Origin of the sequence: Crocosphaera sp. XPORK-15E (genome assembly GCF_034931425.1) — a bacterium.
Taxonomy (GTDB): Bacteria; Cyanobacteriota; Cyanobacteriia; order Cyanobacteriales; family Microcystaceae; genus UHCC-0190.
Map to the genome: position 1 here is coordinate 178,879 of NZ_JAYGHQ010000003.1, position 7,453 is coordinate 186,331.

Annotated in this window: 3 protein-coding genes; 1 reads left to right on the plus strand and 2 read right to left on the minus strand. The window is 37.4% G+C overall.

Going from position 1 to position 7,453, the window contains the following annotated elements; translation table 11 throughout:
* On the plus strand, positions 1 to 5,593 hold a 5,593-nt coding region (locus tag VB691_RS03720; protein WP_323290114.1), incomplete at its 5' end, for a pesticin C-terminus-like muramidase.
* 84 nt (positions 5,594 to 5,677) lie between these two features.
* Here VB691_RS03720 and VB691_RS03725 read toward each other — a convergent pair.
* On the minus strand, positions 5,678 to 6,550 hold the full coding sequence (locus VB691_RS03725) for an Rpn family recombination-promoting nuclease/putative transposase (RefSeq protein WP_323290115.1): 873 nt from the start codon (positions 6,548 to 6,550) through the stop codon (positions 5,678 to 5,680).
* Between the two features lie 29 nt (positions 6,551 to 6,579).
* Positions 6,580 to 7,452 carry an Rpn family recombination-promoting nuclease/putative transposase gene (locus VB691_RS03730; protein WP_323290116.1) on the minus strand — a complete coding sequence of 291 codons (873 nt, stop codon included), beginning with the start codon at positions 7,450 to 7,452 and terminating at the stop codon, positions 6,580 to 6,582.
* Position 7,453: the final 1 nt, after the last annotated feature.

Genomic DNA, 7,453 nt, shown 5'->3' on the forward strand with positions numbered 1-7,453 from the left:
AAATGGTTCTTTCTCCCCAGATTCTAATGGTTATGACAGAGGAAAGTTTGCTGATGTTAATGGTGATGGAAGACAGGATTATGTAGTGGTTTGGAATAATGGTGGTAAACGAGCAATTGCTACATTTTTAGCTAATCCTGATGGAACATTTAATGAACTAATTGGCAGAACTATGCAAAATGGTTCTTTCTCCCCAGATTCTAATGGTTATGACAGAGGAAAGTTTGCTGATATTAATGGCGATGGAATGCAAGATTATGTTTACGTTTGGAATAACAATGGTAAAAGGGCTTTTGCTACCTATTTAGCTACAAAAGACCTTGATACTCTCCGTAATCAATATTACCCCGCCCTAAATGACGCAACCACCCTTTATAACCTACAACAAGAAATAACCGACGAACTCACCAACTCCCAAACCCAACTAGAAACCCTAAAAGCCCAAATTAGTCAAAAACAAGCCGCATCCGTCGCCAGTCTCAGTCAAGCTAAATGGTACGAAGAACAGGCACAAATTAACTGGGATTTAAGCCGTAAAGCTGGCCCAACTTGGACAGAATGGCGTAGTTATAAATCAGGTGGATTTTGGGGAAGCAAAACCAAATGGGTTGCAGTCGTTCACGTTGATCATAACTGGATTATTTGGGATGCTTACACTAAACAAGCAACCAGCCTCAGACAATATGCAGCTAACCTAGATCAAGAAGTTATCGAAGATACCCATCAACAAGACCTCACCGACCAACTGATCGACCAATGGCAACAGGCAAACCTTGCAGCAGATGAAGCCGAACTTGCCCTGGATCAGTTTATCGCCCAACTGGAACTATTAGAAGCGCAACGGCAACTCCTCCCCGAACAACAGGCGCAACTTGACACCTTTTCTGCCCTTCTCCCCACCCTCAAAGAACAATTAGCGATCGCCGAACAAGCTGCCGAAGATGCTAAAGCCAACACTATTAAAGAACAAGCCGAATATGACACCAGCAGTCAAGCTTATCAAACCGCCCTCAACGATGTCCTAGCCAAGAAAGCCACCCTTGATACCAATACCCAAAACCTGCTGCAACAAATAGCCAATACACGCGCATGGGTGGAACAGCAAACCCTCTCCCTTGATACCGAAATAACCGAAACTATTGCGCTAGAGAAACAGTTAAAAACTCAACTAGATGCGATCGCCCTTCTAACCTCAACCCCCGAAACTCAAACCAAACAAGTCCAACTGCAACAGTCAGTTGATCTCCTCACCCACAAAGAAATCATCTTAACTGCCCAAAAAGCAGCCCTCACCCAAAAAATTACCCTGCTTAATGCCCAAAAAACCGTAGTTGAAACCGAACATCAACTATTGCTTGCCACCATAGACAGTCCCGACAACGACTATAGCAACCTCGAAGATCAACTCTTAGATGCACAAAAAGCCCTCGCAGAAGTCCAAAAATTAGCAGAACAGGCTGAAGCCACCAGCATCGCTTTAACCGCTTCAATGGAAGACTTACAGGCATTCCTAGAAGTCCAAAATGACCAATATTTGACCGAAATACAAGCTAAACAGCAAACTTTACAGGATCTTCTCGCTGCCATCGAACTCAAAGAAAACTATACCTTGCTTGGTATAGAAAAACAGTTAGAACTCAACACCCTGGAAACTCAACTCCAAACCCGTCTTATTGAAGCAACAGAAGCCGGAAGTCAAGAAGCAGCTTATCTTTTAACTGTTGCGCAACAGAACAACTTTGCCACTGCTGCCGAAATTTACTACACAGACTACCGGGACTTAATGACAGATACGGGGGGAGGTTGCGCGGGAGGTATCGCTAGACCAGATGATGCTGTTAAAGCTGACTATTATTACAATGAAATGCTCAAATATCGGGCATTACAAGACCAAGCGCAACAACAAGCTGATCAGTTTGCCATTGTTAAAGAAGCTGCCGAAGAACAAATTGATCTGATCAAACAACAAACTGCGATCGCCCAACTCGAATTTAACGAAATTCAAAGCAGCATCAATAATACTCAGCAAGACATTGAAACCCTACAGCAACAGTTAAATATTGCCGAACTTCGCATTGATGCCCTCGAATACTTGAGAAATTGGACAGAACAAACCCTCGTCCAACTATTACAGGTTGAACAGTTAAACCTGGCACAAGCAACCCTAGAACAACAATTCGCCCAACAGCGTCAATTAGGCATAGATGAGACAATTACCGCCCAATTTGAGAAACAACGGGCAGATATAAACCGCGATCGCGCTATTGCTACGGCTAAACTTGAACAACTCAACCAATTACAAGCCGAAGATGCCTTACAACAGGCATTAAATGACCTAAGAAGCGACTTAGGGTTACAACCCATTGACGATATCATTCAACAAGCCGAATATAAAGGGCAATTAGCAGGTATTTTAAGTGACTTAGAAACTATCCAAAGTCAACCCGAATTACCCGAAAATATTCAAACTATTCTCGCAGAAACCACCGCCGATATACACGACGCATTACAGGGTAAAGAAGCCGTAACCATCCAAGATAACCTGTTAAAAAGTGCCACTGCTTTAATAGAAGAAGCCAACCAGTTACAAACAGAAATAGCCAAATTAGACGCAGAAGAAGCCAAATATACAGGGCTATTAAACCAGTCTGAAACCGACCTTCAAGGAGCCACCAAAGCCCTCTATGATGAGATTATTATAAGTCAGGAATTAGGGGAAGAAACCGAGGAGATTAACCAAGAATATTTAGAGGTTTTATATAAGATTGGATATGCTCAGGGTGCAGTTGATTTATCCAGTGAATTAGCCAAGCAATCTAAGGATATTCTTAACCAGATTATTGATGGAAGAATACAGGAAAGAAAGGCAAGAAAGAAAGCAGCTTTTAACGAAATTTTTGGCACTATTACCACTGTTTTAGCAGTAGCAGGGGTATTATTTACAGGTGGTGCAACGTTAGGACTTTATTCTGCTACATCAACTCTTGCTACTTTAGGAACAAATTTAACCTTAGCGAGTGGTGCTTTAAGTGCAGTTCAATCTGCTTATAATGGAGATTGGACAGGGGCTATTTTTAGTTTAGCAATGACCGTTGTTAGCTATCAAATTAGCAACATTAAAGCTGAACTTAGTCAAGCAGCAGATTTAGTAGATATAGCAGACAAAGCTAATGATATTGATGCCTTATGGGAGGCTACTATTGCATTATCTGACTTAGAAGATGCCTTATTACCTACCTTAAAAAATTTACAAACCTTTCAAGCTGCTGCTCAAGGTGCTTATAACACTTATCGTGCAATTGACTCAGGAGATGGAACATTAGCCTTTTTATCAGCTATTCAAGGGGTTGCTAATGTTGTTGCTATTGACGGGGTAAACATAGGCGAAACCTTAGATAAATCAGTTAATTTTTCTAACTTTGAAAAAGCCTTAATTACAGCCGGACAAGTTTCTGTCGCTACCTATCAAGCAATAGAAGCAATAGAAACAGGCAATTTATTATCTGGTTTTGACTCTATTACTAAAATTGCGGGAACAATTGGCACTAACTTTGCTACAGAATTAACACAAGATAATATTAGTAATGATTGGTTAACTTTAAAATGGATTGTTGTCGCTGGTGAAGTTTCCGTAGATGGCTATAAACTCATTGAAGCAATTGAAGATGGAGAATGGATAGATGCTCTTAAATCTATTCCTAAAATCGCTAAAGGGATTAAGAATAGTCAGGAAAATTTAGAGAAAAAAGCATCAAAAGAGAATGATAATAATTCATCAGATTCTTCTACACCTCCCGACAATAATCAAAGTTCTGAAACTGAAGACTCCAATATTTTTGATACAATACAAGACACCTTTGAACAATTAACGAATAAATTTGAAGAATATCAAGATCAATTAGAAACATACATTAAAGATAAGTTTGGACTCGATTTTGATGATCTAGAAAAAATTGGTGAAACTGTAGAAATAGGGCAAAATATTTATGAAGATCCCAGTGTTAAAGGATGGTTAAAAGGTATTGAGGAAACCTTGAAGCTTTGGGATGAAGAACTTAACACAGTCATTGGAAAAGATGCCACTTTAAATGTTAATACACTGAAAAATATTAATAGTACAGTTGGCGTTTTATATGGTGCAAATCAACAAGGTGGTTTAAATGCTTGGTTATCTAGTGTTAAAGATGTTTTTGGAATTTGGCAAGATGACTTAAAAAATTGGGTATATAAGAATTTTTATGATCCTCAAATAACTGAATTAGCCAAACAATTTAACATTAGTCCTGCGGATATTGAAGTTAATGATAACGGCAATATTTACTATCTTGGAGATAATCAATTAAAGATTTTAATTGGAGTTAAACAAACTCAAGTTACTTTACAAACTCCATTACAAATTAGTCAAGAAGCCAAATTAGAAGTCAATCAACTTGAACAATTATCTTTAGTTGATATGGCTGATTATTTGGATGATTTGCCAGATAGTTTAAAATCAGAAGTAATCAATTACTTACAACAAAAATATGTTGATCCTCAGTCGTGGTTAGATGCTCATCCTATTTTAATTGCTGATAATAGTGGCAATTTACCTATAGATACTATTGATGCCCAAAACAAATTAAAAACTACAATATTTACTGAACAATATCGCATTAATTGGCAATTTATTTCAGATTTAGAAGGGGGTCGAAAACTTCAAGCTTATATCCCTAAACAAAACGATCAAGTTATTGATAAAAGTGGTGTAACTATTGCCACAGGATTTGATCTTGGCTCCCATAGTGAAGCTGAGCTTAAAAAACTTGGTTTTTCTACAGAACTTATTGATAAATTTAAGCCCTTTTTAGGAATTAAAGGAGAAGCTGCTAATACAAAACTACAAGAATATATTGCTCAAGGTAATACATTAGTTATCACTGAAGAAGAAGCAAAAAGCATTGATATCCTGAAAAAAGTAAGTATGATCGAACAGCTAGAAACTAAATATAATAATGCTTCTTTCGGGGTTAAATTTAAAGAATTATCTGAATCTGCACAAACTGCGATCGCGTCGGTTGCATTTCAATATGGCATAAATGGCGCACCAACATTCCAGAATTATGCGACACAACAAGATTGGCAAAATGTTGTACAAGAATTACATAAATTCGGTGATAAGTATCCTACAAGAAGAAGAAAAGAAGCCTATCAGTTAGCGGAATCAATCTATGACATTAAGCACGGCTTTACGGTTCAAAAATCTTATGATATTGAAACTTTTGATCCATTGACAAAAATAGGTAAGATAGACATTTTAACAGGAGGAGATCAAAAAGCTGATTTATTGATCTTAGGTAATCATAAAGGAAGCTTTTACAAGAACAATGATCCAATTAATGGAATAAATGACTATGCACAGATTAAAAACTTTGATCTCAAAGAAGATAAATTACAACTTTACGGAAAAGCCACTGATTATGTTTTAGGTTCAACCGAACAAGGATTAGGAATTTATGTTAAAACCTCTGGACAAAACGAGTTAATTAGCATTCTCAAAGGTATTAATAGTAATAACTTTGACTTGAATACTAATGCAATTTATGTAGGACAATAACCATAATTTGGGTAGGGGCGCAAACCTTGCGCCCTCAATATTTCTCAAATAAGATAGTATATTAGACTAAAAATTGAGATTAACTTAACCTTGAGAATCTAACCAAAGGTTCAAATCAGTCTCAGTATGAAAATCTAACAAAGCTTCTCCCAGATTTTCCAATTGTTCAACGGATAACTCTCGGATTTTTTCCCGAAAATTATCAGGTATTTCTCCAATTCGTCGATGAAGTTGTCGGATAACTAAGTTAGCTTCTCCTTGTTTAATACCCTGTTTAATACCCTGTTTAATGCCCTTTTGAATGCCCTTTTCAAGTCCTTTAGCTTCACTAATGGCTTGAATCTCTTGATAAATAACAGATTCTTTCATGATATCTTCCCTCAATAATTGTCTAATAATCATTTTATCTAAAACCAATCCCGCAAGGATGGCAGTCGTAGCAGACACATTACTTTGTTCATTTTGATCACTAATTCCCTCAATCCTTTTTGCTACTTGTTCTAGTACCTTCACAGGGTTCTCCGTTTGACTTAAAACAGCAAATGGTAGCAACCCTGATGATTTTAACAACTGTTCTGTGGGGATTTCCCAAAGTCGCATGATATTATATTCATGACGCAATTGGGGCAAATTAAAGGCACTGACCTTAGCCAATTCAGAATCGCTTTTTCTCAAATAAATCACCACCTGATATACTTGTTTATTGGGAAAACGACGATACATTCTCAGACGATAATCAGCCATTCTAAAGGGAATATCATCTTTAGGGTCCGTCTGAAACTCAATATGTAGTATTAAGTCTTCTGACTGAAGAAAGATTAAACTATCGGCCCTGATTGGTGCAACTTGTAGTTCAGTAGGCTCTAGGACAGTTAATTCTATAGGTTGTCCTAATAACCATTGTGCCAAGTCTCTAGAAAAAGTTTCAGCGATAAATTTACAAATGTTGTCATACATTCTGGCTATTTTATCCTAAAAATTGAGAATTAATCCTGAGAAGTTAACCAAAGGTTTAAATCAGCCTCAGTATTAAAATCTAACAAAGCTTCTCCCAGATTTTCCAATTGTTCAACGGATAATTCCCTGATTGTTTCCCGAAAATTATCAGGTATTTCTCCAATTCGTCGATGAAGTTGTCGGATAACTAAGTTAGCTTCTCCTTGTTTAATACCCTGTTTAATACCCTGTTTAATGCCCTTTTGAATGCCCTTTTCAAGTCCTTTAGCTTCACTAATGGCTTGAATCTCTTGATAAATAACAGATTCTTTCATGATATCTTCCCTCAATAATTGTCTAATAATCATTTTATCCAAAACTAAGCCTGCAAGAATCGCCGCAGTAGCAGAAACATTACTTTGTTCATTTTGATCACTAATTCCCTCAATTTTTCTGGCTACTTGTTCTAGTACCTTCACCGGGTTATCTGTTTGACTTAAAACAGCAAATGGTAGCAACCCTGATGATGTTAACAACTGTTCTGTGGGGATTTCCCAAAGTCGCATGATATTATATTCATGACGCAATTGGGGCAAATTAAAGGCACTGACCTTAGCCAATTCAGAATCGCTTTTTCTCAAATAAATCACCACCTGATATACTTGTTTATTGGGAAAACGACGATACATTCTCAGACGATAATCAGCCATTCTAAAGGGAATATCCTCTTTAGGGTCAGTCTGAAACTCAATATGTAGTATTAAGTCTTCTGACTGAAGAAATATTAAGCTATCGGCCCTGATTGGTGCGACTTGTAGTTCAGTAGGTTCTAGGACAGTTAATTCTATAGGTTGTCCTAATAACCATTCTGCCAAGTCTCTAGAAAAAGTTTCAGCGATAAATTTACAAATGTTGTCATACATT

What these genes read in the sequence shown, in the direction of transcription:
- VB691_RS03725 (WP_323290115.1), bottom strand. Translation starts at nt 6,550, where the DNA reads ATGTATGACAACATTTGTAAATTTATCGCTGAAACTTTTTCTAGAGAC.
- VB691_RS03730 (WP_323290116.1), bottom strand. Translation starts at nt 7,452, where the DNA reads ATGTATGACAACATTTGTAAATTTATCGCTGAAACTTTTTCTAGAGAC.